This window comes from Nocardia sp. bgisy134 (assembly GCF_965341865.1).
Taxonomy (GTDB): Bacteria; Actinomycetota; Actinomycetes; order Mycobacteriales; family Mycobacteriaceae; genus Nocardia.
Genome location: NZ_CBDQZP010000012.1, coordinates 201,865 through 227,935 on the forward strand (window position 1 = coordinate 201,865; position 26,071 = coordinate 227,935).

The following is a 26,071-nucleotide window of genomic DNA, read 5'->3' on the forward strand; positions in this document are numbered from 1 at the left end:
CATGTCCGAACCTCGTAAGACCTTTCACCTCAATGCCTTCCTGATGGGCGTCGGCCATCACGAAGCCGCGTGGCGGCACCCGCGCACCGACGCGCGCCGGGTGCTCGACGTCGCGCACTTCCAGGAGCTCGGGCGCATCGCCGAGCGCGGCAAGCTCGATTCCGTATTCTTCGCCGACGGACTCGCGGTCGGTCCGCAGATCAAGCGCAACACGCTGGCCGTTTTCGAGCCGGTGACCCTGCTGTCGGCGATCGCCACGGCGACCGAGCGGATCGGGCTCATCGCGACCGCGTCGACGACCTACAACGAGCCGTTCAACCTGGCCCGCGTCTTCGCCTCGCTGGATCACCTTAGCGGCGGCCGCGCCGGCTGGAACATCGTCACCTCGGGTAACGAGCAGGAGGCCTTCAACTTCGGGTACGACGGCATCCCCGAGCACGCGCGCCGCTACGAACGCGCCCAGGAGTTCGTCGACGTCGCCGTTCAGCTGTGGGACAGCTGGGAATCGGGCGCGATCGTGCTCGACGAGGAAACCGGGTTGTTCGCCGACCCGGACCGGGTGCACACCATCGATTACGCGGGCGAGCGGTTCCGCGTCCGCGGCCCGCTCAACTCGCCGCGCAGCCCGCAAGGGCGTCCGCTGCTGGTGCAGGCCGGTTCGTCGGAGAGCGGCAAGGAGTTCGCCGCCCGGTACGCCGAGGCGGTGTTCACCGCACAGCGCACGCTCGAGGAAGGACAGCGGTTCTATCGCGACCTGAAGTCGCGGCTGCCCAAGTACGGGCGCTCCGCCGACGAGTTGAAGGTGCTGCCCGGTCTGGTGCCGTTCATCGCCGACACCCCCGAGCGGGCGCGCGCACTCGAGCAGGAATTCACCGAGCTCATCTCCCCCGACTACGCGCTGCGCCAGCTGTCCAGCCTGCTCGGCGTCGACCTGACCGCGCACGCGCTGGACGCGCCGCTGCCCCCGCTGCCCGAGGAGAGCGAGATCGAGGGCGGCAAGAGCCGATTCACGCTCGTCAAGGAACTCGCCGAGCAGGAGGACCTCACGGTGCGCCAGCTCATCGGCAAGCTCGGCGGTGGGCGCGGGCACCGCACGTTCGCCGGGACCCCGGAGCAGATCGCCGACGAGCTGCAGACCTGGTTCGAGAACGGCGCCGCCGACGGGTTCAACATCATGCCCCCGTACCTGCCCGGCGGACTCACCGACTTCGTCGACCGGGTGGTGCCGATCCTCCAGGAACGCGGGCTGTTCCGCACGGAGTACACGGCGACCACGCTGCGCGGGCACTACGGGCTGGAGCCGGTGGAAAGCCAATTCGCGCGGGAAACCGCGCGGGCGACCGCCTGAGCTCGCAGCGAATCACCGATGCCATGCCGCTGATCCGACGACTCGAGGTCGACTACATGCGCATGGGCAGCAGCAACTGTCGCCCTGACCGCCGCCCATCGCCGATCACCTCCCGAAAGACACGATCATGACCACCGTCAGCGAAGCCCCGACCACCGTCCACATCGCCCCTGTCGCCGGGCACATCGGCGCCGAGGTCACCGGCGTCGATCTGCGCGCCGATCTCACCGACCAGCAGGTCGCCGACCTCACCGCCGCGCTGCACGCGCACAAGGTGCTGTTCTTCCGCGACCAGCACATCGGCCACGCCGAACAGATCGCGTTCTCCCGGCGCTTCGGCTCCGTGACGCCCTCGCACCCCTACGACGACGACGCGCCCACCGAGTTCCCGGAGATCCTCGCCGTGGACAGCCGCCTGTACGAAAAGCGGTTCGGCGTGCGCAAATTCAGTTACACCAACCACTGGCACACCGATGTCTCGCCGCTGATCAACCCGCCCGCCGCCTCGCTGCTGCGTGCGGAGATCGCACCCGAGCGCGGCGGTGACACCAGCTGGACCAATCTGGCCGCCGCCTACGCGGGCCTACCCGAGTCGCTCCGTACCTTCGTCGACGGCCTGCGCGCCGAGCACCGGTTCGGCGGCAAGCAGCCCGCCTGGCAGGAGGACAGCGACTACGCGAAGAAGGTGGCCAAGGCGCCGCTGGTGACCGAACACCCTGTGGTGCGGGTGCATCCGGTGACCGGCGAACGCATCCTGTTCGTCAATCCCGGCTTCACCACCCGGATCGTCGGACTCAGCCCGCGCCAGAGCGACGCGCTGCTGAAGCTGCTGTTCGACGAGCTGTCCGATCCCGCCTACACCGTCCGATTCCGTTGGGAGAAGGGCAGTCTGGCGTTCTGGGACAACCGGGCCACCGCCCACCTCGCCCCGGGCGACCTCGCGCACCTCGACGTCACGCGGGTGCTCTACCGCACCACGCTCGAAGGCGACATCCCGGTCGGTATCGACGGCGCGCCGTCGACCTCGATCGCGGGCGACAAGTTCGTCGGGGCCTGATCCCGAGCCGCGAGGCCCCGCGCACCGGACCTCCGATGCGCGGGGCCTCGGGCTTTCGCCGCCATCAGAGCAGCCCGCGCCGCCGCAGATCGCCGACGTACTTCTCGATCAGCGCCGGCGACTGGTGCGGGATGTCCTCGGCGCCGGGAAGTTCGAGCGATCGAACCGCGGCGCGGAAGTTCTCGGCGGGCAGGGCCGCGCCGCGCAGGGGCGGCGCAGGCCGCCGGTACGCGTGCAGCAGCGGCAGCAGGGTGTGGGTGCGCTGACGCTCGGGAAGGGCGCGCAAGGCGGACTCGAAACGGGTGAGCCAGTCGTCGTAGTCGGCGATGCGGTGGATCGGGTGCCCCGCCTCGATCAGCCAGTCGACGAAGGTGTCCAGGGAGATCCCGTCGTCGTGCGGGTTGAGCACGTCGTAGCTGTGGAAGCCGTCGGTGGCCGCGGCGCCGAGCCCGGCGATGGTGGCGGCGGTGAAATCCGCGGGCAAGCCGTCGTAGTGGGCGCGCGGGCGCTTCCCGTCGGTGTCGGTCCGGTAGAAGGATCGGGGGGCGATGCCGGTGGCGAGCAGGCTGAGCAGCAGCCGGGTGAACATGTCGGGCACGTTGAGCTGACCTGCGTACCGGCTGTGCGCCAGGATCATGTCCGAGCGGAAGACCGCGACCGGCAGCCCGAACCGGGAATTGGCTTCGCGCAGTAGCACTTCGCCCGCCCATTTGCTGGTGCCGTACCCGTTGGCGTAGCTCTCGTCGATCACCCGGACCGGGCTCATCTCGCGAATGTCGCCGTCCTCGGCGAACTTCGACGGATCGATCTGCGCGGCGACCGCCACCGTGGAGAGGTAGTTGACCGGCTTGCGGCGCGTGGTCAGCGCCAGCCGGATCAGTTCGGCCGTGCCGACCACGTTGGGGCCGAACAGCTGCCGGTAGGGCAGGACGTGATTGACCAGCGCGGCGGGATGCACGACGAGGTCGACTTCCGCGGCGAGCCGCCGCCAAGTCGCCTCGTCCACACCGAGATTCGGTTCGCCGATATCGCCCGCGAGCACCTCGAGGCCGCGTTCGGCCAGCTCGTGGAAGCGATCGAGCAGTTCGGCGTCGCCGGTGTCGAAGACCTCGTCGAGCCGTTTGCGCGCGGCGTACCCGTCGGCGCCGCGCACCAGGCAGATCAGTTTGCCGCCAACGGCATTCAGCCGTTCCAGCCATTCCAGACAGAGGAAGCGGCCGAGGTAGCCGTTGGCTCCGGTGAGCAGCACCGTCCTGGCCGGACCGGTGGCGAGGGGCAGGTCCCCCGCGGTGGACAGCGTCGCCGGATCGAGGAACGCTTCCAGCGTGAGTTGCGCGGCGGTGACCCGGCCGGTGTCACCGTGCACGTCGACGAAGCTCGGCCGCTGCGCGGCGCCGGATCGGGCGGTGTCGATGTATTCGGCAAGTCCGCGCAGATCGTTCGCCGGGCTGGTGACCACGCCGACCGGCACCTCGACGCCGAAAACCTCGCCGAGCAGGTTCGACAGCGACAGGGCCGACAGCGAATCGCCGCCGAGATCGGTGAAGTGCGCGTCCGGGCGGATGTCCGCGCCCGCGCAGCCGAGCAGGGCGCGGGTCGCCCGGCCGACGATCTCCAGCACCGGTCGCGTCGCGGCCTCGTGGCGCAGCATGAGCAGTTCCTCGTTCTGGGCGGCGGCGAGATCGGCGTAGAGCTGTTCCAGGCGTTCGCCGTATCGCTGCTTCAGCTTGGGGCGCAACAGCTTTCCGATACCGGAGAGCAGCCCGTTCGCGGTGCTGAACGGTTCGGTCTCGATGAGGAAATCGCGCGGGATCTCATAGGAGTTCAGTTCCGCGTCCTTGGCGACCTGCTGCAACGATTCACTCAGCGCCGCCGCGAGTTCCGCGCCCTCCCAGCGGGCCAGCGCGTCAGCGGTCGGCACGATCACCGCGAGCAGATAGGCGCGCTCGCTGCTGCCGTGCACGAAGATCTGCCGCACCAGCGGGCTGCCCGCGAACACCGCCTCCAGCTTGGCGACCGTCACGAATTCGCCCTGGGACAGCTTCAGCACATTGTTGCGGCGATCGACGTAGATTAGGCGATCCGGACCGAGCTCGGCGACGATGTCGCCGGTGCGGTAGAAGCCGTCGTCGTCGAAGATCTCGGCATCGAGCTCGGGGCGCCGGTAGTACCCGGCGATCATCGCGGTCGTCTTCAGCAGCAGCTCGCCGCGCGGATGCGGCGAATCGGTATGGAAATAGCCGAGTTCCGGCACGTCGACGAGCTTGTAGTCGAGCACGGGGGGCCTGCGCACGATCGTGTCGATGACCAGTCCGCCGCCCGCCTCGGTCGAGCCGTAGCCGTCGTGCAGTTCCATGTCGAGCACGGACTCCACGAAAGTCTTCATCTCGGCGGCCAGCGGCGCACTGCCGCACATCGCGGTCATGTAGCGACCGCCGAAGAAGTCTTCCCGGAGTTCGGTTCTCACCGCTTCCTCGAGGTCGGCGGACGGGATGTCTCCATCCGCCCTGCGGTCGAGCTCGCTCTGATAGCGCTGAAAGACCATGTCGCACACGCGCGGCACGAAGAACAGCTCGGTGGGCCGCACCAGGGCGATGTCCTCGAACAACGTCGACATATCGCTCGCCGCGGTGAAATACGCCGTGCCGCCGCGGGCGAGCACCCCGTACAGGCTCATCCGGCCCGCCACGTGACTCATCGGCATGTAGTTGAGGTTGATCGACGCGACCAGCGGCTGGGCCAGCCACATCGCGGTCACCAAGGCTCCCGTGTACATCGCGCCCTTGGGCGTTCCGGTGCTGCCCGAAGTGTAGATGAGCAGGGCGAGCTCGTCGTCGTCGGGATCGTGCAGCGGCGCGGGCGGGAGTCCGCGGCCACGCGCGACGATGTCGTCCAGGGTGTCGATCACGATCGAGGAGGCGGACAGGCGGCGGCGGGCCGATTCCAGCGCCTCCCGGTGATCGTCGTCGCCAGGGTGGTAGTCGAACACGATCAGGCGCTCGGGCGGGTGACCTTCGAGCACACCGGTCACGGCGTGGTCGAGCAGGTCGAGGCTGGTGGCGAGCACCCGAGGTGCTGTCTCGGCGAGGATGGGCCGCAACTGCGCGACGGAGGCACCGGATTGCAGCGGCACCGCGACGGCGCCGAGATGCACGCAGGCGAGATCCAGGACGGTGTACTCGGCGCTGGTGAAGCCGAGGATGGCGACGAAATCGCCCGCGCGCACCGAGATCTCGTGATGCCAGTGGGCGGCGACCGCGCCCACCCGCGCCCACACCTCGCCGTAGGTCACGGTGTCGAAGGTCGGCAGCAGCCGCGTCGTCCGGCGGCCGGTCCGCGGGTCGGTGCTCAGCTCCACCGCTCGCTGCCCGAGCGCGGGGCGCTCGGCGTAGCCGGTCATGACGGTCTCCACGATCCGCGGCAGCCGCGTTCCCGGCTGCCGGATCAGTGCACTGATCTCCCGGGTCGGCGCCGCGTCCCGGATCTGCCGATGCTCGGCATACAACCGCGCGATCCGCTCGGTTTGTCGCGCGACCTGTGCTTCGTCCGCCATTGGTCCGCCTCCACGATGAGCCATCCCCACCCGACACGTTAGCTCAACTAAGGATCTCGGTCACGGGTTCCTCGAAGCCCGAGACCGCATCGTCACTCCCGCTCGGTCAGAGCGGGGTGATGCGGGCGACCGCGCGCGCTTCGTCGCCGACGGCGAGCCAGGCGTCCAGGGTGTCGCCGGCGCGACGGCCGACCACCCGGACCTGCTCGCCGGATTCGAGCGGCTTGGCGTACTCGATGATCACCCGGTACGGGGCCGCGAGCAGGTCGGCGTGCCCGGCCAGCAGTTCCTCGAGCGCACCGAGGTATACCGCGTTGTTGACGTGGTCGAGCACGTCGATGTCGGCCACCCGCAGCGGGAACGGCAGCACCTCGACGTCGGCCGACGCCGCGTCGGGCATGGATTCGGTGAGGGCGGCCCGCCAACGCAGGCGATGCTCGCTGGTACCGGCCAGCATCGGCGCCATGAAGCGGTCGCTCATCCTGGTCGGCACGCCGCTCTCGATACCGAAGTGGATCACGAAGGCCTCGGTCTCGATGTGGCCGCCTTCGCTGCCCAAGATCTGCACCCGCATGGTGCACCAGCGGTTCGACAGGGCCGAGCACCAGCGGTGCAGGGTGACCCGCTCGCCCCACACCACGGGCTCGAGCACGTCGATCACCGTGCGGCGCACCACCCAGCCCCGATGCGTGTCGCCATCCTCCACCGCCTCGAGATGTTCGAAGGCGATGTCCTGCAGGTAGCGGGCGATCGCGTCGAGGCGGAGCCGGTGTTCCCTGTCGATGTCGGCGAGGCGGACCGGCCACCCCGTCTGAAAAAGGGTTCCTGCGGGCGGACGCTCCGGCAATACGCTGGGAATGACCATGGTCGGATGATGCCAGGACGTCCGCCGGTCAGCTTGTCCGGGACGGCGCTGCGTTCAGTCGAGCGTCCCGCCGAGCCGATTCGAGCGTCGCTGATTCGAACGTCTCGTTGCCGATTCGAGCGTCCCTTTCAGCCGATTCGAGACCGCTCAGCCGATCCGAGACTCCGGAAGCGCGCACGCCATGCCCTCGGCCATGCCGGTGGGTCGCACGCCGAGCGCCTGGTTGAGCCGGGCGCGCTGGTTCTCCCAGGAGATCGCGGCGGCGAGCTCGGCGAGCTGCGCCTTGGTGAGATGGACCAGCAGTCGATCGCGCAGGTCGTCCAGTTCGACCGCGGGCGTCGCCGTGACGGCCTCGGCGTAGGCGATGACCAGTTTCTCCAGCTCGGTATAGGCATCGCTGGTCCGATAGCGCGGCAGCTCGGTGATCTGCCGCTCGGTGACCCCGGCGGACTGGGCGATGGCCGAGCCGATATCGAGGCAGAATTCGCAGTTCACCAGGCCCGCGGTCTTCAGCTCGGCCAAGTCTTTGAGATGCGGGTCGAGGCGGTTGGCGAAGATCGACATCGTCTCGTAGACCGCCGTGCTCACCAGCAGCTGCGGCCTGCGCCCCAGCCACCCGACGAGATCGGTGCGGTTCCGGCGGGCCCGCCGGAACGCCCCAACATGGCTCCGAATACGTTGAACAGTTCGCATTCTCCGGACTCCCCTTCGCTCGTCGCGAGTATTTCCGGTCGACGCCATCCTACGCTCGAAACGACGGCCTGTAGTAGAGATTCGGGGCTAGGTGCGGGCGGTCTCGCCGCGCCCTGCTTCGAGGATCGCGGCCAGGTCGGCGGGAATCGGCATGGGCGTCATGATGCCCACGGCGGTGCGGCCGGTGTTGCCGATCGGTACCCGGCCCAGCGACGAACCGAGACCCGCGCCCGACAGCCGAACCACTTGGCCCAACGCCTCCTTCCGGTCGCGGCACCGCAGCGCCAGCCGCAGCATGTGCCAGTGCGAGCGAGTGTGCGGCCACGGCCACGGCTGCGACAGGATGTGTGCGCGCTCCAACGCGCGCCACATGTCGCCGAGATCGGTGGCGGCACTCGCGGCACGCAGTTCCTCTTCGAAGGCGCTGCGAACGGTGGGCGGCATGGGGGCCATGGTTACTCCTGGACTCGTCGAATGTCTTCGCCCTCGACCCTCGCCGATCGGCCCGCTCGAAGTCTTGAACAAACCTGCTGCGCCTCGCCCCCGAACACTGGTCGGGCACCTATGCATCGGCGAGGTCGGTGGAGTGAGCCAGCGCATTGTAGACCCAGTCGTGGGCTCGTCCGACAGTGACACGAGGTCCGAAGAACCGTTCTGTCAGCGCCCAGTAACGGTGAATCCGGTGGTCGGAATCGGTGGCGTCGATCAGCAACTGTTCGCGGAAACGCGGGGAATCACGCTTCCCGCGCGCGTGAGCATGGGCGTCGACGAACCGATCGAGTTCGCTTCCGGCCTGCGGTCGCACGCCTTCCGCTACGAGTGGCACAACGTCCACCATCACGTCACCCACGTCGGCGTACAGCGCTCGCGGGTCGCGGATCAGCTCCGGCTGATTCCGCCAGTATTGCTGCCGCACAGCACCATTCATCTGGGGGTCGGCGACAAGAGCGGCCAATTCGGCATACGCGACAACCTCGTCGACGGACGGATCAGCAGGCGGCTCCGGGACATTCCAGCACACCCACGGATCGCTGTCGCACCGCGGTAGCGGTGCGAGAATGTGCCGCCAGAACCGTACGAGGTACTCGTGCACCGCACCACCATCCTGCGCGGCAGCCAGCAACGCGAGTCGCTCGCCCCGCTCCGCCGGAGCAACCGTCTCGATAGCCCGCAGTGACGCCCGCCGCCACGCCAGCGACCTCAATTCGATATCGAGCCGCTCACTTTCGGCAGCGATGGCCTCTGTCATCGACCGCTCTTCCTGCAGCACGTCGGTGATCGAGTCCAGCCCGAGACCGAGAGCGCGCAACCGCCGCACCAACAGCAGTCGTTCGGTGGCGCTGCCAGCGTCGAACTTCCGATGCCCGCCTGCGCTGCGCTGGGACTCCAGAATGCCTTCGTCGCAGTAGAACCGGATCGTTCGCACTGCGAGCCCGGTCCTGCGCGCCAACTCCCCGATGCTCACCAGCGATCGTGTGTTGTCCGTCACAACCTGTTGAACCTCCACCCCACTGGAGCTCATAGCGTACTGGCACCGCCGTCCGCCACCGACAGCGGAAACCGAAGCGGTGGCGGAGGACGGTGGAGACCTACGTATATGTCGTCACACCGAGGAGGGTGTTTCGTGGCTACCACGCAACAAGAAATCGTCGCAGGCATCGCGGAGATCGTCGAGGAGGTAACGGGTATCGACGCCGCAGAGGTGGTGATCGAGAAGTCCTTCGTCGATGATCTGGACATCGACTCGTTGTCACTGGTGGAGATCGCCGTGCAGCTCGAGGACAAGTACAGCGTGAAGGTCCCCGACGAGGACCTTGCGAGCCTGCGAACCGTCGGCGACGCGGTGGCGTACGTCCAGAAGATGGAGGCCGAGAAGCCTCAGCTCGCCGCGGAGATGGAAGCGAAATACAAGGAAGGCCAGGAGAATTGAGCGGCCCCGGGCAGTCCGGCCCCGCGGTGGAGGTGGTGAGCCGGTGATCGCTGATCCGCAGTTGAATCCCGCCGCAGTCGAGCTCGGCAGCTTCTTCCGGCAGCCACCGTACGCGGTATGGTGCGCGTTGACGGAGCCGGATCTGCTGCAGCGGTGGTTGCTTCGACCGACCGGGTTCGCCGCCTCGGCCGGAACCCACTTCCGATTCACCATCCCGGACGCATCGATCAACGAGATCATCTGCGAGGTGCTGACGGCCCGGCCGTACGAGCAGCTGACCTACCGCTGGATATATCCGCAGGCCGAGTATCCCGCTCGGTGGATTGTCGACTGGACGCTGCATCCGCAGGGTCGTGGCACACGACTTCTGCTGACGCAGACGGGTTTCGACATCGAAGATCGTCGACAGAAGATGGTGCGCAACGCCGTGGAGCGCAGTTGGAAACGACGGGTCCTACCGCGGCTCGGTGAGGTGATCCACCACTGATCCGCGTGTAGGACGGAGATCGTGCCGACGCACCTGCGGTGGAGTTGTTCTAGAAGAGCATCGCGTGCGAGCCCCGTTCCGGCGTCTCCAGGGTGTGGCGGTGTCAGGGCTTGGCGGGCAAGGCCAGCGCCGCGTCGATGGTGGCATCGAGGAAGGCGAGAGTGTCGCGGCGGCGGGCCAGTGGGTTGCGGTAGCTGCGGTGGCCCTCGGCGCCGTTGGTCCGCAGGTGCAGGCTTTCGGCGATGATGCGCTGCCAGCACGGATCGAACATCCTCTGGGCGTAGCGGCCGGCGCCGGATTTGGAAGTCATCGATCCGGTGGCGAGAAGGTGGTGCAGTCGGCTCACGCCGAGAACGGCCCAGACCGGGAACCACGGACTGACCCCCACGATGAGAGGCATCGGGCGCCGCTGTCGATGCTGTTGCCACCACGGCCGCCAGTAGGCGCGGAGGTTGTCGACGGTGAACTCGCGCAAGGCTTTCTGGTCCGCCCACAGGTCGAGGTCGGTCGGCTGTGGCCCGCGCACGGCAATCCCGTGCCAGGCCAGCTCGCAAAACGTCACCGGGTTGATGCCGGACCGTCCAGCCGGTGTGAACCGGCTCTCCTGGGCGCAGGGGACTTCGGGGCAACCGCTGGGCCCAGCTGCGAGGTCGGCCCATGTGAGAACCACCCCGTCGAAGTTCGGCCGTGGGAAGGCGGCCACGGTTCGGGCGTGTGCCTCGGCCAACGCCACCATCGCCGGAGACTCTCTCTCGAGGCGATGGTCGGTCACGACGACGAAGTCGATATCGCTGGCCGTGTGGAGTCGACCGCCCCCGGCGCCGCGTGGTCGAAAGTCGCCCAAGGCTACCGATCCCACCAGGTAAAAGGGGTTCGGCATACGGAAATGAACTCGGCGCGTTGGTCTTTCACCATCGCGCGCTACCGCCGGGAACGCGGCACGACTGGATGTCTCGTTGTTGTCGGTCCCGCGCCTGGGCTCTCAGCACGTCGACCTCGCAGCCCGGCGAGGCCGGGTCGAAGCCGTGCTCGACCAGCCAGCGGACCCCCAGCAGGCTGCGCAACGACCACCACGCGCGGATCACGTCGGGGTCGACGTCGGTGCCGTAGCCGGCGAGGACGTCGTCGAGGCGCTCCGGGTGCCCGAGCGTCAAGGTGGCGAGGTCGTACAAGGCATCGCCCCGGGCCGCCTCGGACCAGTCGAGCACGCCGGTGATCTCGTCACCGTCGACGAACACGTGGGTGACCTGCAGGTCGCCGTGGGTGAACACCGGTGTCCACGGCCGCAGCGCCGCCTCGGCAATCCGGCGGTTGCGCGTGACCACGTCGGCGGGAAGGACACTGTTGTCGACGAGCCACTCGCATTCGCCGTCGAGCTGCGAGGCGATCTCGTCGAGGCTGCGACCGGGCCATGGCGGCAGCGGCGCGTCGTGCAGTATCCGTGCGGCGGCACCCGCCGCGGCCCACGCCGCCGCCGACGCTGTCGACGGTTCGCCGAGGCGGCCGAGTGCCGTGCCGGGCAGGGCGTCGAGCGCGAGCACGGGCGGCTTGCGCCACAAGACCTCCGGAGTCGGGATCGGCGCCATGGCCATCGCCTCGACCTCGACGTCGGTGCGCGTCTGATCAGCGTCGATCTTCAGGAACACCTCGCCAACGCGCACGGTCGCGCGCTCGTGATGGGCGACGACGACCTCGACTTGTTCCACCTCGGCCATTATCGCGGGGATGATCACCCACGTCGCCGGGTTTATCGCGGGCAAGTGACCGGTCGAGCTTCGCGGCGGGTGGAAGCTGTGTGGCGACGCCGCGCCGCTGTCACGGGTGCGCGGGCCGGGGGTGGAGGGTGCCGCGCCAGGCGAGATTGTTGAATTCCGAAGGCGGAGCGCCGAACATGCTGCGGCAGACGCGGGTCAGGTGGGCGCTGTCGGCGAAGCCTGCCTCGTGCGCCACCTCGGTGAGCGAGAGGCCCGCCGCGAGCAGTTCCGCGGCGCGCTGCATCCGTAGCCAGCGCAGATACGGCCGGAACGGCAGCCCGAGTTCGGCCGAGAAGACGTGGGCCAGACGGCTTTCCGAGAGATGTACGGCACGGGCCAGTTCGGCGAGCCGGACGGGACCGGTGGACATTCGCTCCGGCAGCAACCGCAGCACCTCGGCGACCGCTGGATGGCGCACCGTCTCCCCCGCCGCACCGACCCGCACCCACTCCGCCTCCGCCTCCGATTCCGAGGCGAGCGCCGAGCACACCCAGTCGACGAAGGCGGCCGCCTCGGCAGTGAGGGCGTACGACGGTGCACCGGTGGATAGTTCGTCGGGTGACGGATCGCTCACGCGCTGCCCGGCGCGTAGCCATTCGCCGAGCGCGTCGAGCCGCAATTCCGCTGCGGCGCAGGCCCATCCGTGGGCGGAGTCGCGCGGACGCGCCAGCGTTGCCCATCGCCTGCCCGGCGCCGACTCAGGATCCAAATGCACCAGTGCACCATGTGAAGCACCGCGCACGACCGCGTGCGCCACGTCCGGCGGAACGACGGCCGCGCGGCAGACCACCCGCTCCCCCGATTGGTCCGACAGCACCATGTCCTCGTCGGCGACGATGATCTGCACCGTGTGATGGGCGTGCAACGCGGCGGTCCCGATCTGCCCGAGGATCACCAGCCGCCCCGGCCGCAGCGCGGCCACACCCCGCCACCGTCTCGTGTCGCCACCGTCCACCATGTTCTCAGTGTCACCTGGACTCCGCGATCGACCGCATCGGGTCGACGCAGGCGCGCGGTGTCGGTAAGCGCTGAGCGCCGGATTTCTCGAACACCTCGACCTCCTGGTCCTCGTGGCTCGACCGGTGCATCGGTGATACAACAACGGTCATGTGGAAGTACGAGCACAGCGCCGAGACGGCCGTGAGCCCGGAGGCGCTGTGGCGCAGCTGGTCCGATCCGAACCGCTGGCCGGAGTGGAATCCGGGCATCGAAACCTTCGAGCTGGATGGTCCTTTCGCGCCGGGCACCAGCTTCCGCATGACGTCCCCGGACGGGGATACGGTCGAACTCCGCTTCGTGGAGATCGTGCCGGGCGAACTGTGGAGCGACGTCTTCACCGGTGACGGTTTCGACATCCTCACCGTGCACCGTCTGGAGTCGTTGCCGTCGGGGCTGACTCGGGTGATCTACCGGACCGAGATCACCGGCCCCGCGGCGGATACCGCAGGCCCCGAGATCGGCCCGCAGATCACCGCCGACTTCCCCGAGGTCGTGGCGGGGCTCATCGAGCACGCCGAGCAGTCGGCCTGACCGATTCCGCTCTGATCCGGGGGCAGACCGAGTAGGCCAGGGAGGTTCGCGGGCCCCGGGTGGACGATGTCCTCCCGGGGCCCGCGTCAGCTCCGAACTACTTCTTCCGATCCCGCTTCTCGCGCACCCGCACCGAGATGCGCACCGGCGACCCGTCGAATCCGAATTCCTCGCGCAGGCGGCGTTCCAGGAAGCGGCGGTAGCCGGCCTCCAGGAATCCGGTGGTGAACAGCACGAAGGTGGGCGGACGGGTGGAGGCCTGCGTCGCGAAGAGGATGCGGGGCAGGCGGCCGCCGCGCATCGGCGGCGGCGTGGCCGCGACCACTTCCTTGAGCCAGGTGTTGAGACGGCCCGTGGCAATGCGCTTGTCCCAGGATTCCAGCGCGGTCTCCATGGCGGGCACCAGCTTCTGCACGGCGCGGCCGGTGTGGGCGGAGATGTTGACCCGCTGGGCCCACGGCACCCGGACCAGTTCGCGGTCGACCTCCTTCTCCAGCTGGAGGCGGCGGTCCTCGTCGACCAGGTCCCACTTGTTGAAGGCCAGCACCAGCGCCCGGCCGGAGTCGGCGACCAGGCTGATCACCCGCAGGTCCTGCTCGGTGATCGGCTGCGAGGCGTCGATCAGCATGATCGCCACCTCGGAGGCCTCCAGCGCCGACTTGGTGCGCAGCGAGGCGTAGAACTCGGTGCCGCTGGCGGTGGAGACCTTGCGACGCAGGCCCGCGGTGTCGACGAATTTCCAGATCTTGCCGCCCAAGTCGACGAGCGAGTCGACCGGATCGACGGTGGTGCCCGCGACATCGTGCACCACCGAGCGCTCGTCGCCGGCCAGCTTGTTGAGCAGGCTTGACTTGCCGACGTTCGGCTTGCCGACCAGAGAGACACGGCGCGGCCCGACGCCGCCGGTGCCCTCGCGCGGGGTCTCGGGCAGCACCTCGAGCACGTCGTCGAGCAGGTCGCCGGTGCCGCGGCCGTGCGAGGCGGAGACCATGCGCGGCTCGCCGAGCCCGAGCGACCACAGCGACGCCGCCTCGGCCTCGAGGCGCTGGTCGTCGACCTTGTTGGCGACCAGGATGACCGGGATCTTCGACCGGCGCAGCTTCTTGACCGCGGCCTCGTCGGTGGCGGTCCCCCCGACGGTCGCGTCGACCACGAGCAGGATCGCGTCGGCGGTCGCCATGGCCACCTCGGCCTGACGGGCCACGTGCTGCTGCAAGCCCTTGGCGTCGGGCTCCCACCCGCCGGTGTCCTGCACCATGAATCGCCTGCCCGCCCAGCTCGCCTCGTAGGAGATGCGGTCGCGGGTGACGCCGGGGATGTCCTCGACGACGGCCTCGCGGCGGCCGAGGATCCGGTTCACCAGGGTGGACTTGCCGACGTTCGGGCGGCCGACCACCGCGAGGGTGGGCATGGCGAGATGTTCCTCGCCCTCCTGTTCACCTTCGAGATCGGCAATCTCCCAGTCGGTTTCGTCGCTCCATACGCCGTCGCCGGCTAGGACGTCTTCGGTCACCGGTCCCCTCCGATAGTCGAAATCTGCTGCGCGACGACGCGATACAGCTCGTCGATGACCTCGTCCATGTTCAGCTCGCTGGTGTCGACGAGCATCGCGTCCTCGGCGGGACGCAGCGGGGACACCTTGCGGGTGGAGTCGAGGTTGTCGCGACGCTGCACGTCGGCGAGCACGGCCGCGTAGTCGTCGCCGCGGCCTTCCCGGATGTTCTGCTGGTTGCGCCGTTCGGCGCGCGCCTCCGCGGAGGCGGTCAGGTAGATCTTGGCGTCCGCGGCGGGCAGCACCACGGTGCCGATGTCACGGCCCTCGACGACGATGCGCCGGGCCGACGCGGTGAGCTCGCGCTGCATCGCGACGAGCAGCTCACGCACCTCGGCCACCGCCGACACGGCCGAGACCGCTTTCGTGACCGCGTCGCCGCGGATCTCGGCGGACACGTCCTCGCCGTCGAGCTCGATCACCTCGTGGCTGGGATCGGTGCCGATCGTCAGCGGCAGCTCCTTGACAGCGGCGCCGATGGCCGCGCTGTCGGTGAGCTCGATGCCCGTCCGCAGCACCCGCAGCGTGGCGACGCGGTACATGGCGCCGGTGTCGAGATAGCGGGCGCCGAGCCGGGTGGCGAGGCGCCGGGAGACGCTGGACTTACCGGTGCCCGAAGGCCCGTCCATGGCGACCACCAGCGAAGCCTGGCCCGCCACCGGGCCGGGAACCTCGACCGGAATCTCCACACCGTTCACAACGACACCGCCTCGTAGAGTTTGCCGATTTCATCGCGACCGAGCACACGCAGGGTGCCGGGCCGTTGATCGCCCAGCGCCACCGGGCCGATATGGGTGCGCACCAGCCGGGTCACCGGATGGCCGACCGCGTCGAGCAGGCGGCGCACGATGTGCTTGCGCCCCTCGTGCAACACCACTTTCACCAGCGAGCGTCCCTCGCCGAGCTCGAGCACCTGGAAGCGGTCCACCTTGGCGGGGCCGTCCTCCAGCTCGACGCCGTCGCGCAGCCGCTTGCCGATGATCTTGTTGTTGACCTCTCCCTGCACGGTGGCCAGGTAGGTCTTGGACACCTCGAACGACGGGTGCATCAGCCGGTGCGCGAGATCGCCGTCGTTGGTGAGCAGCAGCAGCCCCTCGGTGTCGGCGTCCAGCCGACCGACGTGGAACAGCCGCTGCCCGGCCGCGATGCGCTCGGCGACGATGTCACCGACGCAGGGCCTGCCCAGGTCGTCGGACATGGTGGACTGCCAGCCCTTGGGCTTGTTGAGCGCGACGTGCACCAGCTCGTCGCGGACCACGACGCGCGTTCCGTCGACGCGGACCACGGCCGTCTGCGGGTCGATGCGCAGACCCTGCTCGCGCACGATCGCACCGTCGACCTCGACTCGGCCCTGATCGATCATCTCCTCGGCCGCGCGCCGCGAGGCGACACCGGCCTTCGCGAGCACCTTCTGCAACCGCTCGCCCTCGCCCCACGGCAGCTTGGCCGGACCCTCGGTCTGCGCGGGCTCGACGTTCTGGCGGCGTGCCGGTTTGGCATTGCTCAGCAGCGGCTGCGCGGGGATCTGGCGCTGCGGCTTGGGGTTCTTCGACTTGCGCGCGGCCGGAGCCTTGGCCGGGCCCTGGCCCCACGAGGACCGCTGCGCCGGAGCGCCCTGGCCGGAGCCGCCGCGGCCGGAGCCGCGCTGGGCAGAACCGCCCTGGCTCGATCCGTGCTGGTCCGATCCACGCTGGCCGGAACCGCGCTGGCCCGCGCCGCGCTGGGCGGAACCGCCCTGGCCCGCACCCCCCGCGCCGCGCCGTGCGCCGCCCCTGTCGTCCGACCCCCACGGTGCGGCGCCGCGCGCTGTTCCGCCGCGCTGGGCTGCTCTGGCGCCGCGGGCGCCGACGGCGCGACCCGTGCCGCCTCTGGCGGGCTGGGCGCTGTTCTTCTTACGATCCGGTGTGCCATCTCGGCGAGCGGGCGTATTCATCTGTCCTGTCAATCCTCGGTGCCGAGATCCAAATCGGCCTCGGCGGGTTTCCTCAACCTGGTGTAACGGGGATCCGTTTCCAGGCTCTCGTTGATCTCGTCGATCAGGTCGACGCCCGGGAGCAAGGGCGCCAGCGGTGGCAGATCGGACAGCGAGGCAAGTCCGATCCGTTCCAGGAACAGTTCGGTCGTGCAGTACTGCGTGCCGTTCGTCTCCGGGTCGACCCCGGCCTCGGCGATCAGCCCGCGGGCGAGCAGTGTGCGCATCACACCGTCGACGTTCACGCCGCGGACCGCGCTCACCCTGGTCCTGGTCACCGGTTGGCGGTAGGCCACCACCGCCAATGTCTCCAACGCCGCCCTCGTCAATTTGGTCCGAGCGCCGTCGAGCAGTACGCGCTCCACATACGGTGCGTACTCGCTGCGAGTATAGAAGCGCCACCCGTCGCCGACGAAACGCAGATCGATGCCGCTGCCGCGCGCGGTCAGCTCGGCCGACATCGCGCGCAGCGCCGCCTCCACCCGTTCGGTGGTGTCGTCCAGGGCCGCGGCCAGCTGTTCTACCGGGGCGGGAGCGTCCACGACGAGCAGCATCGCCTCCAGCGCGGAGCGAAATTCGGCGTCGTCCAGCGGCTCGGGAGTGAAGCCCGCCACTGTGTCGCGGCGGCTGGGCGCCGTGGTGTTCTCCGCCACGTTCGCCGCGGCGGTTGCCACCGCGTCCTCGGCCGCGGTGTCGGTGGTCGCGTCCGTCACCCGTAGTCCTCCTCGATCGTCACGGTCGGCGCAGGCGTTCCGTCCTCGGGGTCGCCGATCCAGCTGATCGCGAGCGGGCCCAACGGATCGGGCTGGTCGAACTCGATGGTCTTGCCCCGGTACAGCTCGAGCAGCGCGAGGAAGCGCGCCACGATCTGTACCGGCACCTCGCAGTCGGCGACCAGCTCGGCGAACGTCGTCCACCCGCCCGCACCGCGCGCCTTCAGCCGTTCCAGCACCAGCGCGGCCTGCTCGGCGACCGAGATGGCGTGCGCGTGCAGGTGGTCGAGCCCGACCTTCGGCGTCGGGCGCGGACGGAACGCCGCGGCGGCGATCTCGGCGAATCCGGCCGCGTCGACTCCCAGAGTAACCTCGGGCAGCAGACCGGCGAATCGCTCCTCGAGGCCGACCGAGCGCGGATAGCGCCGCAGCGCGACCGCTTCGAGTTCCCCGAGCAGCGCGGCGACCTGCTTGAACGCGCGGTACTGGAGCAGGCGGGCGAACAACAGGTCGCGCGCCTCGAGCAGCTCGAGATCCTCGGCGTCGGTGACCTCGCCCGAGGGCAGCAGCCGCGCGGCCTTCAGATCCAGCAAGGTCGCGGCGACGACCAGGAATTCGGTGGTCTGATCCAGGATCTTGTCCGCGCGCAGCCCGCTCTGTTCGTTCATGCTCGCGGTCATGGCCTTGGTGTAGGCGATGAACTCGTCGGTGACCTGATGCAGCGCGACCTCGGTGACGTCCAGCTTGCGCGAGCTGATCAGGGTGAGCAGCAGGTCGAACGGACCCTCGAAATTGCTGAGCTTGAGCCGGAATACGGATCCGCCCTGCTCGTTCGGCTCGGTATCGCCGGGCGCCACACCATCGCCCGGCGTCGTGGAGTTGCCCGGTGTCACGGAGTTGCCCGGCGGCGGTACAACGTGCGGGCCGGTCTGCTCCTCGGTTGTCGTCTCTCGCGCGGGGTTCGGCGCCCCGATCACCGGCCGGACCGGTGGATGACTTCCCGCGCCATCGACCGATACGCTTCGGCGCCACCGGATTTCGGCGCCCAGGTGGTGATGGGTTCACCGGCGACACTGGCGTCGGGGAAACGAACGGTGCGCGCGATGGCGGTGTCGTAGACCAGTTCGCCGAACACCTCGACGACGCGCGCCATCACCTGGCGCGAATGTAGTAGGCGGGCATCGAACATGGTGACCACGATGCCGTACAGGCTCAGCCGCGGGTTCAGCCGGTCGCGCACCTTCTCCACGGTGTCGTTGAGCAGCGCGAGCCCGCGCAGCGAGAAGTATTCGCACTCCATCGGAATGATGACGCCGTCGGAGCAGGCCAGCGCGTTGACGGTGAGCAGGCCGAGCGACGGCTGGCAGTCGATGAGGATGTAGTCGTAGCGGTCGCGCACGGGTTCCAGTGCGCGGCCGAGGGTCTGCTCCCTGCCGACCTCGTTGACCAGCTGGATCTCCGCGGCCGAGAGGTCGATGTTGCTCGGCAGCAGGTCCATGTTCTCGACCTTGGTCCGCATCAGCACGTCATCGATGGAGGTGCGGCTACCGACCAGCAGGTTGTGCACCGTGAGATCGAGATCGTGGTGAGCGACGCCGAGTCCAGCCGACAGCGCACCCTGCGGATCCAGATCGACCAGCAGCACGCGGCGTCCGTATTCGGCCAGTGCCGCGCCGAGATTGATGGTCGAGGTCGTCTTGCCGACCCCGCCCTTCTGGTTGCACATGGCCACGATGAGCGCCTCGCCGTGCCTGGCCACCGGCGGCGGGTCGGGCACCAGGCGTAGCGGGCGTCCCGTGGGTCCCAGTTCCGCCCCCTCGGGAACGGGCTCGGCCCCGTCGCCCCACAGCGTCTCCGCTGTGTTATCCGAGTAACCATCCGACCGGGGCCCCGTAAGCGGCTGCGCCCCAGCACCCATCGGCGGCTCCGCCGCTCCGGCTGTCGTCACGATCCGCTGCTCCTTAGAAGTTCCTGCCCGTTGCCTCGCCGAGCCTAGCGAGGCCGATCGGGCCCGACCTCGCTTTCGTACGGTCCAGCTCTCGGTAGACGCTACCGCTTGACCGCGCGAGACCCGCGCTCGGACACGCGACACCCGCATTGCTGTCGCGGTGCTTTCCCACCCCCGACTCGCCGCGGGTGTCACGAGCGAGCTGCCGGAAGCACTTCGATGTCGGACGATACCCGCTGTCCGGGTCGGCGACGAGCAATCGTTGCCGACGCGCGCGAGACTCAGCGGGCGCGCGGGTGGGCGGTCGCCCACACTTCGCGCAGGGTGTTCACGGTGACCAGCGTGTAGATCTGGGTGGTCGTCACCGAGGCGTGGCCGAGAAGTTCTTGCACGACACGAACATCGGCGCCGCCGTCGAGCAGGTGTGTCGCGAAGGAGTGCCGCAGCGTGTGCGGCGAGACGGCGGCGCCGATACCAGCGCGCTCGGCCGCGTCCTGCAAGACCTGCCAGGCACTCTGCCGCGACAGCCGCCCGCCGCGCGCGTTCAGGAACAGCGCGCCCGCCGCGTTCTTGCCCGCGGCGGCCAGGGCCGGTCGCCCGCGCACCAGGTAGGCGTCCACCGCGGCCAGCGCGGGCCGGCCGATCGGCACCATGCGTTGTTTGCCACCCTTGCCACGCAGCACGACGGCGCGGTCGTCGGCGTCGAGATCGTCGACGTCGAGGCCGACCATTTCGGAGATACGTGCGCCCGTGGAGTAGAGCAGTTCCAGCAGTGCGCGATCGCGGAGTCCGCGCGGGCCGCCGTCAACCGCGTCCTGTTCCTCGCCGGTGCCGCCGCCCGCTGCCTCCAGCAGGCGCAGCACTTTGTCGTAGGGCAGCGCTTTGGGCAGCCGCCTGCCCGGCGCGGGCGGCTTCACGGCATGCGCGACATCGGTTCTGGTGAGTCCCTCGGCCGCCGCGAAGCGGTGCAGTCCGCGCACCGCGATCAACGCACGCGCCACCGAGCTCGCGGCCAGCGGCGGATGCTGCTCGCCACCCGCGCGCAGCGCGACGGTGAACTCGGCGACGTCGGATTCGGCGACCCGGTCCAATTCGGCGACGCCGCGGCCGATCAGGAAATCACGGTAGCGATCCAGATCGCGGCGATAGGCGCCGAGGGTGTTGCGCGCGGCCCCACGCTCGACCGCGAGATGGTCGAGGTAGGAGTCGATCTCGCGCGCAAGCACCCTCGCATCCTGTCAGGTTTCCTGTGGCGTCGCGGCTTTACGCCGCAGCAGTGCGGTGGGTTGCCCAGGCCACGGCGCATCGGCGGGTCGTAGCGGCGTGTCGCCTGCCCGTGCCGCGACGACGGCCAGCACGCCCGCCACCGCGGTGGCGTTGGTGATCTCGCCGGCCAGCGCGGCGCGCACCGCCTCGGTGACCGGCATGCGGACCAGCTCCAGGTCGGCCTCTTCGAATTCCGGATCCGGCCGCTCGGTCTCGTAGAGCCCACTGGCCAGGTAGACCCGCAGCGCCTCGTCGGTGAAACCCGGTGAGAGCGCCACGTCGACGAGCACCGCCCATTCCCGCGCCGCCAGCCCGGTCTCCTCGGCGAGCTCCCGTTTGGCCGCGGCGAGCGGGTCCTCGCCGGGAATGTCGAGCAGGCCCGCGGGCAGCTCGAGCAGACGGGTGCCGAGCGGATGCCGGTACTGCCGGATCAGCACGACATTGTCGTCGTCATCGATCGCGGCCACCGCGACGGCGGCGTGGTGCTCGACGACCTCGCGTTCGACCACCTTGCCGCCCGGCATCGCGACCTGATCCTGGCGCAGCGCCAGGATCGCGCCGGTGTACAGCGTCTTGCTCGCGACGGTCTCGAATTCGTGACGGCCCGGCGCGTCTCCCCCTGCGTGACTCATTACGCTCCCTGGTCCGCGCTCGCCAGTTCTTCGCCGGGGATGTCCACCGGTAGCCGTTCGGCCAGCTTGTATTTCAGCGCCGCCGCGATGAGCGCCGCGAACAGCGGATGCGGGCGGGTCGGGCGGCTCTTGAGCTCGGGGTGCGCCTGGGTCGCGACGAAGAACGGGTGCACGTCGGCGGGCAGCTCGACGAATTCGACCAAGTGCCCGTCGGGCGAGACGCCGCTGAACCGCAGACCGCTGGCGGCGATCTTGTCGCGGTAGGCGTTGTTCACCTCGTAGCGGTGCCGGTGCCGCTCGGACACCTGCTCGGCGCCGTAGGCGTGCGCGACGACCGAGCCCTTCTGCAGCGTGGCCGGGTACGCGCCGAGGCGCATGGTGCCGCCGAGATCGGCCTCGCCCGCCACGGCCTGTTCCTGGTCGGCCATGGTGGAGATCACCGGGTGCGGGGTGTCGGGTTCGAACTCGGCCGAGTTGGCCTCGGCCAGGCCGACCGAGCGGGCCGCCTCGATCACCACGCACTGCAGCCCGAGGCACAGGCCGAGCAGCGGGATCTTCCTGCTCTTGGCGAAGCGGATGGCGCCGACCTTGCCCTCGATGCCGCGGATGCCGAAGCCGCCGGGGATCAGCACCGCGTCCACGTCGCGCAGCGCGGCCGCAGCGCCGGATTCGGTCTCGCACTCGTCGGAGGGCACCCAGCGGATCTTCACCTTGGCGCGCGAGGCGAACCCGCCGGCGCGCAGCGCCTCGGTGACCGACAGGTACGCGTCGGGCAGGTCGACGTACTTGCCGACCAGCGCGACCTCGACCTCCTCGCGCGGCTGGTGCACGCGGTCGAGCAGATCGCCCCACACGGTCCAGTCCACGTCGCGGAACGGCAGGCCGAGCCTGCGCACCACGTAGGCGTCCAGGCCCTCGCGGTGCAGCACCTTCGGGATGTCGTAGATGGAGGGCGCATCGGGGGTGGAGATGCAGGCGTCCACATCGACGTCGCACATGAGCGCGATCTTGCTCTTGAGCGCCTGCGGCACCTCGCGGTCGCAGCGCAGGATCAGCGCGTCGGGCTGGATACCGATATTGCGCAGCGCGGCCACCGAGTGCTGGGTCGGCTTGGTCTTCAGCTCACCCGAGGGCGCCAGGTACGGCACCAGCGAGACGTGCAGGAAGAAGACGTTGTCGCGGCCGACGTCGTGGCGGATCTGCCGGGCGGCCTCCAGGAACGGCTGCGACTCGATGTCGCCGACGGTGCCGCCGATCTCGGTGATCACCACGTCGGGGGTCTGACCCTGCAGATCGGGGCCGCTCATCGCGAGGATGCGGCTCTTGATCTCGTCGGTGATGTGCGGGATCACCTGCACCGTGTCGCCGAGGTACTCGCCGCGGCGCTCCTTGGCGATCACCGACGAATAGATTTGCCCCGTGGTCACATTCGCGTCCCTGGACAGGTCCCGGTCGAGGAACCGCTCGTAGTGACCGACGTCGAGATCGGTCTCGGCGCCGTCCTCCGTCACGAACACCTCTCCGTGCTGGAACGGATTCATGGTGCCCGGATCGACGTTGAGATAAGGGTCGAGTTTCTGCATGGTGACGCGCAGACCGCGCGCCGTCAGCAGCTGACCGAGGCTGGAAGCGGTAAGGCCTTTACCCAATGAGGAGGCGACACCACCGCTGACGAAGATGTGTTTGGTAGCGGTTCGCGCCTGAATCCGTGTTTGACCCACGGGTCTTCACGGTAACACGTCGGCACCCGGTAAAACGAACGCCACGCACGTTTGCTGATCGATCGCCGGGAGCCGGTCAGAGCGCCGGGCCGCGGACTGTGAGCCGTATCGCTCGGCAGCGGCCGCAGGTGCGAGCGGATCGCCGCGCCGAGCGGGCAGCCTCCACGCTCAGCCCGGCAGCGCGGCCATGGTGAGCGAGGTCGCCTTGTCGCCGGTGCCGTATCGGCCCGCGCCGCCGTTGAGCTGTTCGGTGAGGCCGAGCACGGCGGTGACCCTGCCGATCTCCCGATCGACGTTGTCGACGGTGGTAACCGTGGTGGCCAGGGCCGCGTCGGAGCGGACGGACGCGATCGGTCCCGCGCCTTCGGCCGCGCCGGAACGGCCCGCGAGCACGATGCCCGCGCCGCGGCCGCGCAGTCCGCCCGCGAATCGGGCCAGGTTCGAACCCTGGCCGTGCTCAGCGGCTTTCGCGCCCTCGCCGGTCACCACCACCGCGAGCTGAGCGGGTTGCACCGGGGTGTCGCCGTAGGCCAGGAAGCCACTGCCGCGCAGGGTCTCCAGCACCAGGCCGAGCTCCTGCGGGGTGCTGCGGGGTTGCGCGTTGGCCGGATCGAGCAGCAGCACCGTGCCGAGCAGGTCGCCCGCCATGCTGCCCTGGTCGACCCCGCCGGTGCGCAACTGCGCGCCCGCGGGGATGACGTTGGTGATCGCGGTGCGCAACCGGTCGCCTTCGGTCGCGTCGGTGAAGGCGTCGGTGAGCGCGATCCGGCCCACCACCGGCGCACCCGCCGTCGCCAGACCCCTCGACACCGCTTCCACGTCGGCCGCGTCCGCGTCCGGCGTGGTGAAGACCACCACCGAACGACCGTCGAGGGCGCCGCCGAGGATGCGGTTCGCCGAGCCCGCGATGAACCGGTCGGCGGCGTCGAACTCGCCGGTGGAGCGGCGGTGCTGTTCGCCGAGTGCGTCGACCTGCTCACGCAGGTCGGACTTGTCCGCGCGCAGCGCGGAGAGCAGGTCGGCTGCCAGGGTCTGCGAGCCGAGCACCACGCCGAGCGCGAGCGCCAGGAAGACGGCCACCAGGGAGACGGCGTGCTGGCGTAGTGGAATCATGATCTCCCCCGGCTACTTCGCACGGGCTTCGAGTAGGTCTTTGAACCAGACCGCGAACCGGTTCCAGGTGTCCGCGGCCCAGTCGAGCATCTCGGTGCCGGAGTGCGAGGCCAGCAGCACCACGATGACCGCGATCAGCGCGGCGAGCACCACCAGCGCGATCGCCACTCCCGACACCCGGTTGCGGTACAGGGTGGCGACGGCCTTGGCGTCCATCAGCTTGGTGCCGAGCTTGAGCCGGGTGAGGAAGGTGGCCGGGTTGCTGTCGCGGCGGCCGCGGTCGAAGAAGTCGTCGAGCGAGGCGGCCGCGCCCGCGGTCACGATCAGCGCGGCGCCGTGGTGGTGGGCGAGCAGCAGCGCGAGATCGGACGGCGAGCCGGAGGACGGGAAGGTGGTCGCGCCGATGCCCAGGTCCTGGATCCGTTCCAGGCCCTTGGCGTGGCCGTCGGTGTCGGCGGGCAGGATGACCTCGGCGCCGCACTTCATGGTCGCGGAGGTGATCTCCTCCGGATCGCCGACGATGAGGTCGGGCCGGTAGCCCTGCTTGCGCAGAGTGTCCGCACCGCGGCCGACGCCGACCATGATCGGCGCGTACTCCTTGATGAACGGCTTGAGCCGCTTGAGATCGTCGACGTGGTCGGGACCGTCGGCCACCACGACCACGTGTCTGCGCTTCATGTCGAGTTCCAGCTCGGGAACGCCGATGCCGTCGATGAGCAGCGCGCTCTCGGTGCGGACGAACTCGATGGTGTTCCCCGCGAAGGCCTCGAGGTGGTCGGCCAGGCCGTTACGCGCCTCGATCATCCGCTCCGCGACCGCGGTCTCGGTGAGCTCGATGCCCTCGACCAGGACCTCCGGCTCCTTCTTGGTCAGCTTGTCCGCGTAGACCACGCCCTCGACGATGCGGACCTTGCTGCCGTCCTTGATCTTGGTGAAGGCGTCGGAACTGACGGTGTCCAGCAGCACGATGCCGTTGGCCACCAACACCTCCGGACCCAGATTCGGATAGCGCCCCGAGATCGAGGGCGAGGTGTTGATCACGGCAACCACACCCGCCTCGACCAGCCGATCGGCGGTGATCCGGTCCAGGTCCATCTCGTCGAGCACGACGACATCACCGGGACCGACCCGCCGCAGCAGACGCCGGGTGTTGCGATCCACCCGGGCCGTCCCGGTGAGACCGGGCAGCGTTTCGGTGTTCTTCGACAACAACGCCAGCATCCTCATGGCCCGATGATGGGCGCAAACCCTCGACCAATGGTGGAGGCGCGCCGAACCACCAGTCACATTCGTCACAGTGATACAAGCCAGTCCCAGTACCGAACCGACCGGACGGTCGCCTTGCCGTGGACGCTCCCCGCGCCGCCGTCTCGGACAGTGCCGCCGCTCGAGGCATGATTTTCCGGTGAGTGTCGAGAAGAAGTCCTCGGGCGTCTGGCAGATCTCGCCGGATCCCCCGGCGCGCAGGCGCAGGCGCAACGCGCCGCGGCTGCCGCCCGCCGAGCGCCGCGCACAGCTTCTCGACGCCGCGCTGCGGGTCGTGGCCCGCGGTGGACTGGCGCAGCTGACCATGCAGGAGGTGGCCAAGCAAGCCGGTGTGGCCAAACCCGTGCTGTACGCGATGTATCCGACGGCACCGGAACTGATCGGCGCGCTGCTGCACCGCGAACACGTGCGCGGCATGGCACAGGTCCGCGCGGCGATGCCGGACACCGTGCGCGGCACCGGCATCCAGGTGCGCGGCGGACCGCGGGGCGCGGACGTGGAACTCATCGGCCACGTGATGCTCGGATTCATCGAGACGATGGGCAGGCTGGTGCTCTCCGACCCGGAACGGTTCCCGCCCGAGCACCTCCGCGCCACGGTGCGCGCCCTCGGGCGCACCCTGCCCCGGGAGAAATAGCCGCACGCGGTAACGGCGAGCGGTGCCGCACCGG

The 26,071-nt window shown here is 69.3% G+C and carries 25 protein-coding genes; 6 read left to right on the forward strand and 19 right to left on the reverse strand.

Going from position 1 to position 26,071, the window contains the following annotated elements; genetic code table 11:
* Nucleotide 1 precedes the first annotated feature (1 nt).
* Both ACRWNM_RS22180 and ACRWNM_RS22185 read left to right on the forward strand, forming a co-directional pair.
* Complete coding sequence (locus ACRWNM_RS22180; RefSeq protein WP_431969976.1) at nucleotides 2–1,348, forward strand: LLM class flavin-dependent oxidoreductase; 1,347 nt, start codon at nucleotides 2–4, stop codon at nucleotides 1,346–1,348.
* A 127-nt stretch (nucleotides 1,349–1,475) separates the two neighbouring features.
* On the forward strand, nucleotides 1,476–2,405 hold the full coding sequence (locus ACRWNM_RS22185; RefSeq protein ID WP_431969977.1) for a TauD/TfdA dioxygenase family protein: 930 nt from the start codon (nucleotides 1,476–1,478) through the stop codon (nucleotides 2,403–2,405).
* Nucleotides 2,406–2,469: 64 nt separating this feature from the next.
* Here the strand turns inward: ACRWNM_RS22185 and car are convergent, their stop codons facing one another.
* The 5 genes from car to ACRWNM_RS22210 all read right to left on the reverse strand — a co-directional run bounded on the left by car (nucleotide 2,470) and on the right by ACRWNM_RS22210 (nucleotide 9,005).
* Nucleotides 2,470–5,958, reverse strand: a complete 3,489-nt coding sequence (car, locus tag ACRWNM_RS22190; RefSeq protein WP_431969978.1) for a carboxylic acid reductase — start codon at nucleotides 5,956–5,958, stop codon at nucleotides 2,470–2,472.
* Nucleotides 5,959–6,064: 106 nt separating this feature from the next.
* Nucleotides 6,065–6,823, reverse strand: a complete 759-nt coding sequence (locus ACRWNM_RS22195) for an acyl-[acyl-carrier-protein] thioesterase (RefSeq protein ID WP_431969979.1) — start codon at nucleotides 6,821–6,823, stop codon at nucleotides 6,065–6,067.
* A gap of 147 nt (nucleotides 6,824–6,970) precedes the next feature.
* Nucleotides 6,971–7,516: a carboxymuconolactone decarboxylase family protein gene (locus ACRWNM_RS22200; RefSeq protein WP_431969980.1), complete on the reverse strand. Its 546-nt coding sequence runs from the start codon at nucleotides 7,514–7,516 to the stop codon at nucleotides 6,971–6,973.
* 87 nt (nucleotides 7,517–7,603) lie between these two features.
* Entirely contained in the window at nucleotides 7,604–7,969 is a 366-nt protein-coding gene (locus ACRWNM_RS22205) for a DUF3703 domain-containing protein (RefSeq protein WP_431969981.1), read from the reverse strand.
* Between the two features lie 109 nt (nucleotides 7,970–8,078).
* Complete coding sequence (locus tag ACRWNM_RS22210) at nucleotides 8,079–9,005, reverse strand: MerR family transcriptional regulator (RefSeq protein WP_431969982.1); 927 nt, start codon at nucleotides 9,003–9,005, stop codon at nucleotides 8,079–8,081.
* Between the two features lie 135 nt (nucleotides 9,006–9,140).
* Between ACRWNM_RS22210 and acpM the strand changes: the two genes are divergently transcribed.
* Nucleotides 9,141–9,446, forward strand: coding sequence for a meromycolate extension acyl carrier protein AcpM (gene acpM / locus ACRWNM_RS22215; protein ID WP_431969983.1), 306 nt, complete (start codon nucleotides 9,141–9,143; stop codon nucleotides 9,444–9,446).
* 43 nt (nucleotides 9,447–9,489) lie between these two features.
* Nucleotides 9,490–9,933, forward strand: coding sequence for an SRPBCC family protein (locus ACRWNM_RS22220; protein ID WP_431969984.1), 444 nt, complete (start codon nucleotides 9,490–9,492; stop codon nucleotides 9,931–9,933).
* Nucleotides 9,934–10,036: 103 nt separating this feature from the next.
* Here the strand turns inward: ACRWNM_RS22220 and ACRWNM_RS22225 are convergent, their stop codons facing one another.
* The 3 genes from ACRWNM_RS22225 to ACRWNM_RS22235 all read right to left on the reverse strand — a co-directional run bounded on the left by ACRWNM_RS22225 (nucleotide 10,037) and on the right by ACRWNM_RS22235 (nucleotide 12,645).
* The gene (locus ACRWNM_RS22225; protein ID WP_431969985.1) at nucleotides 10,037–10,495 is read right to left on the reverse strand and encodes a hypothetical protein; all 459 of its coding nucleotides are present in this window, start codon (nucleotides 10,493–10,495) and stop codon (nucleotides 10,037–10,039) included.
* Nucleotides 10,496–10,841: 346 nt separating this feature from the next.
* Nucleotides 10,842–11,648, reverse strand: a complete 807-nt coding sequence (locus tag ACRWNM_RS22230) for a phosphotransferase family protein (protein ID WP_431969986.1) — start codon at nucleotides 11,646–11,648, stop codon at nucleotides 10,842–10,844.
* Nucleotides 11,649–11,748: 100 nt separating this feature from the next.
* Nucleotides 11,749–12,645 carry a helix-turn-helix transcriptional regulator gene (locus ACRWNM_RS22235; RefSeq protein ID WP_431969987.1) on the reverse strand — a complete coding sequence of 299 codons (897 nt, stop codon included), beginning with the start codon at nucleotides 12,643–12,645 and terminating at the stop codon, nucleotides 11,749–11,751.
* 149 nt (nucleotides 12,646–12,794) lie between these two features.
* Here ACRWNM_RS22235 and ACRWNM_RS22240 point away from each other — a divergent pair, with 149 nt between their 5' ends.
* Nucleotides 12,795–13,217, forward strand: a complete 423-nt coding sequence (locus ACRWNM_RS22240) for an SRPBCC family protein (protein WP_431969988.1) — start codon at nucleotides 12,795–12,797, stop codon at nucleotides 13,215–13,217.
* A 97-nt stretch (nucleotides 13,218–13,314) separates the two neighbouring features.
* On the opposite strand, the gene der is transcribed toward ACRWNM_RS22240, so the two are convergent.
* From der to steA, 11 genes are all read right to left on the reverse strand, one after another.
* The gene (gene der, locus ACRWNM_RS22245) at nucleotides 13,315–14,730 is read right to left on the reverse strand and encodes a ribosome biogenesis GTPase Der (protein ID WP_431969989.1); all 1,416 of its coding nucleotides are present in this window, start codon (nucleotides 14,728–14,730) and stop codon (nucleotides 13,315–13,317) included.
* The gene (cmk, locus tag ACRWNM_RS22250) at nucleotides 14,727–15,398 is read right to left on the reverse strand and encodes a (d)CMP kinase (protein WP_431970019.1); all 672 of its coding nucleotides are present in this window, start codon (nucleotides 15,396–15,398) and stop codon (nucleotides 14,727–14,729) included. The genes der and cmk overlap by 4 nt, the downstream gene beginning before the upstream one ends.
* A 65-nt stretch (nucleotides 15,399–15,463) precedes the next feature.
* Nucleotides 15,464–16,702, reverse strand: coding sequence for a pseudouridine synthase (locus ACRWNM_RS22255; RefSeq protein ID WP_431969990.1), 1,239 nt, complete (start codon nucleotides 16,700–16,702; stop codon nucleotides 15,464–15,466).
* A gap of 8 nt (nucleotides 16,703–16,710) precedes the next feature.
* Nucleotides 16,711–17,394 (reverse strand): SMC-Scp complex subunit ScpB, encoded by a 684-nt coding sequence (scpB, locus tag ACRWNM_RS22260; RefSeq protein ID WP_431970020.1) that lies wholly within the window; start codon nucleotides 17,392–17,394, stop codon nucleotides 16,711–16,713.
* A 56-nt stretch (nucleotides 17,395–17,450) separates the two neighbouring features.
* Nucleotides 17,451–18,311, reverse strand: coding sequence for a segregation and condensation protein A (locus tag ACRWNM_RS22265; protein ID WP_431970021.1), 861 nt, complete (start codon nucleotides 18,309–18,311; stop codon nucleotides 17,451–17,453).
* Between the two features lie 116 nt (nucleotides 18,312–18,427).
* Entirely contained in the window at nucleotides 18,428–19,402 is a 975-nt protein-coding gene (locus ACRWNM_RS22270; RefSeq protein WP_431969991.1) for a ParA family protein, read from the reverse strand.
* 281 nt (nucleotides 19,403–19,683) lie between these two features.
* A complete protein-coding gene (gene xerD, locus ACRWNM_RS22275; RefSeq protein ID WP_431969992.1) occupies nucleotides 19,684–20,628 on the reverse strand; it encodes a site-specific tyrosine recombinase XerD in 945 nt (314 codons plus the stop codon).
* A gap of 12 nt (nucleotides 20,629–20,640) precedes the next feature.
* Complete coding sequence (locus ACRWNM_RS22280) at nucleotides 20,641–21,300, reverse strand: NUDIX domain-containing protein (RefSeq protein ID WP_431969993.1); 660 nt, start codon at nucleotides 21,298–21,300, stop codon at nucleotides 20,641–20,643.
* Nucleotides 21,300–23,021, reverse strand: a complete 1,722-nt coding sequence (locus ACRWNM_RS22285; protein WP_431969994.1) for a CTP synthase — start codon at nucleotides 23,019–23,021, stop codon at nucleotides 21,300–21,302. Before ACRWNM_RS22285 ends, ACRWNM_RS22280 begins: the two co-directional genes overlap by 1 nt.
* A gap of 168 nt (nucleotides 23,022–23,189) precedes the next feature.
* Nucleotides 23,190–24,134, reverse strand: a complete 945-nt coding sequence (locus ACRWNM_RS22290; RefSeq protein ID WP_431969995.1) for a copper transporter — start codon at nucleotides 24,132–24,134, stop codon at nucleotides 23,190–23,192.
* A 12-nt stretch (nucleotides 24,135–24,146) separates the two neighbouring features.
* Nucleotides 24,147–25,361: a putative cytokinetic ring protein SteA gene (gene steA, locus ACRWNM_RS22295; protein WP_431969996.1), complete on the reverse strand. Its 1,215-nt coding sequence runs from the start codon at nucleotides 25,359–25,361 to the stop codon at nucleotides 24,147–24,149.
* Between the two features lie 178 nt (nucleotides 25,362–25,539).
* Between steA and ACRWNM_RS22300 the strand changes: the two genes are divergently transcribed.
* On the forward strand, nucleotides 25,540–26,037 hold the full coding sequence (locus ACRWNM_RS22300) for a TetR/AcrR family transcriptional regulator (protein ID WP_431969997.1): 498 nt from the start codon (nucleotides 25,540–25,542) through the stop codon (nucleotides 26,035–26,037).
* Nucleotides 26,038–26,071 lie beyond the last annotated feature (34 nt).

Excerpts from the sequence above, each read along its gene's own strand:
- ACRWNM_RS22180 (WP_431969976.1), top strand. The coding sequence starts at position 2 with ATGTCCGAACCTCGTAAGACCTTTCACCTCAATGCCTTCCTGATGGGC.
- ACRWNM_RS22185 (WP_431969977.1), top strand. The coding sequence starts at position 1,476 with ATGACCACCGTCAGCGAAGCCCCGACCACCGTCCACATCGCCCCTGTC.
- car (WP_431969978.1), bottom strand. The coding sequence starts at position 5,958 with ATGGCGGACGAAGCACAGGTCGCGCGACAAACCGAGCGGATCGCGCGG.
- ACRWNM_RS22195 (WP_431969979.1), bottom strand. The coding sequence starts at position 6,823 with ATGGTCATTCCCAGCGTATTGCCGGAGCGTCCGCCCGCAGGAACCCTT.
- ACRWNM_RS22200 (WP_431969980.1), bottom strand. The coding sequence starts at position 7,516 with ATGCGAACTGTTCAACGTATTCGGAGCCATGTTGGGGCGTTCCGGCGG.
- ACRWNM_RS22205 (WP_431969981.1), bottom strand. The coding sequence starts at position 7,969 with ATGGCCCCCATGCCGCCCACCGTTCGCAGCGCCTTCGAAGAGGAACTG.
- ACRWNM_RS22230 (WP_431969986.1), bottom strand. The coding sequence starts at position 11,648 with ATGGCCGAGGTGGAACAAGTCGAGGTCGTCGTCGCCCATCACGAGCGC.
- ACRWNM_RS22235 (WP_431969987.1), bottom strand. The coding sequence starts at position 12,645 with ATGGTGGACGGTGGCGACACGAGACGGTGGCGGGGTGTGGCCGCGCTG.
- ACRWNM_RS22240 (WP_431969988.1), top strand. The coding sequence starts at position 12,795 with ATGTGGAAGTACGAGCACAGCGCCGAGACGGCCGTGAGCCCGGAGGCG.
- cmk (WP_431970019.1), bottom strand. The coding sequence starts at position 15,398 with ATGGACGGGCCTTCGGGCACCGGTAAGTCCAGCGTCTCCCGGCGCCTC.
- ACRWNM_RS22255 (WP_431969990.1), bottom strand. The coding sequence starts at position 16,702 with ATGAATACGCCCGCTCGCCGAGATGGCACACCGGATCGTAAGAAGAAC.
- ACRWNM_RS22280 (WP_431969993.1), bottom strand. The coding sequence starts at position 21,300 with ATGAGTCACGCAGGGGGAGACGCGCCGGGCCGTCACGAATTCGAGACC.
- ACRWNM_RS22290 (WP_431969995.1), bottom strand. The coding sequence starts at position 24,134 with ATGATTCCACTACGCCAGCACGCCGTCTCCCTGGTGGCCGTCTTCCTG.
- steA (WP_431969996.1), bottom strand. The coding sequence starts at position 25,361 with ATGAGGATGCTGGCGTTGTTGTCGAAGAACACCGAAACGCTGCCCGGT.